Annotated in this window: 1 pseudogene; it reads left to right on the top strand. The window is 68.0% G+C overall.

From position 1 onward, the window contains the following. Window positions 1–1,521 (top strand): annotated as a pseudogene (locus tag H295_RS0142490) (peptidase S8); the annotation flags it as partial.

Below are 1,521 nucleotides of genomic sequence, written 5' to 3'. Positions count from 1 at the left end.
GGCGGGTGGCAAGGCCTCCGTCGACGTCACGGTGAACACCAAGCTGGGCGGCACGCTGGACGGTGCCTACTCGGCGTACGTGACGGCGACCGGCGGCGGTCAGACCGTGCGCACCGCGGCCGCGGTGCAGCGCGAGGTCGAGTCGTACGACGTCACGCTGAACGTGCTCGACCGTGACGGCAAGCCGACCAAGAACTACGGCGCCGACCTGTCGGGCATCTCCGGCCTTGGCAGCGGCAGGTGGTTCACGCCGTACGACGCGGACGGCTCGGTCACCGTCCGGGTGCCCAAGGGCGGGTACATCCTGAACTCCTCCACGTTCGTGGACCCGGAGGACGCCACCAAGGGCACCGACTGGCTGGTCCAGCCGAAGCTGAACGTCACCAGGAACACGACGGTGACGCTGGACTCGCGCAAGGCCAAGCCGGTGGACATCACCGTGCCGGACGCGGCCGCCAAGTCGGAGTTCGCCATGCCCGGCTTCCAGGTCGACACGGCCGACGGCGGTTACGGCTACGGCTGGTTCCTGGACACGTACGCGGGCTTCCGTACCGCGCACTTCGGCCCGCAGGTGACCGACGGCTCCCTCACCCAGCAGTTCGACGGCCACTGGAGCAAGGGCGCCACCGAGCAGTACGACACCGTGGCCGGCGGCAAGGTCAAGCAGTTCCCCACCGGTTACACCAAGCACTACAAGGCGAGCGAGCTGGCCAAGGTGAAGGTCGGTCTGGGCGCGGCGGCGAGCGGCAAGAAGGGCGCGGTCAGCGCCACGGGCTGGCTGCCCGGCTCCTTCTCGGGCTCCTCGGTCAGCTTCCCGCAGGCCCTGCCCAGCACCCGCACCCTGCACCTGTCGACGGTCAGCGGCGTCAAGTGGGGCCTGTCCTTCGAGCAGTACAGCGGTGTCGACCCGGACGGCTTCCCGATCAGCGACGCGTACTACACGGCCGGTGACCAGCTGTCCTTCCAGGGCGGCAAGTCGTACGCTAAGACCTTCAACACCGCGGTCTTCGGCCCGCGCCTGAATGCCGACTTCGGTCTCTACCGCAACGGCAACGAGATCTTCGGCTCTCTGCCGCTGTTCGCGGACGGCCAGGGCAACCCCGGTTCCTCGGACTTCACCTCGGTGCAGACCACGCTCTACAAGAACGGCGTCAAGGTCGGCTCCAACGACGACCCGCTGTTCGGCGAGAAGGTCTTCACGGTCCCGGCGGGCAAGGCCGACTACAAGCTGACGACCTCGGTCAAGCGCAGCGTCAAGGTCGCGGCGGCCTCCACCCGGATCGACGCGAGCTGGACGTTCGCGTCCAAGAAGACCGGCGACCTCACCAAGCTGCCCGCCTCCACGGTCCGCTTCAACGCGGCCACGGGCCCGGACAGCAGGGTCGAGGCGGGCAAGACGGTCAAGATCCCGGTGACGGTCGAGGGTGCCGCCAAGGGCTCGAACCTGAAGTCCCTGTCGGTGTACGTGTCGTACGACTACGGCCAGACCTGGAAGAAGGTCACGGTCACGGGCGGCAAGAT

This window comes from Streptomyces sp. 351MFTsu5.1, assembly GCF_000383655.1.
In the GTDB taxonomy this organism is placed as follows: domain Bacteria; phylum Actinomycetota; class Actinomycetes; order Streptomycetales; family Streptomycetaceae; genus Streptomyces; species Streptomyces griseorubiginosus.
Note: the sequence above shows the minus strand (reverse complement) of the source record. Positions and strands in the feature narration are given on the sequence as shown.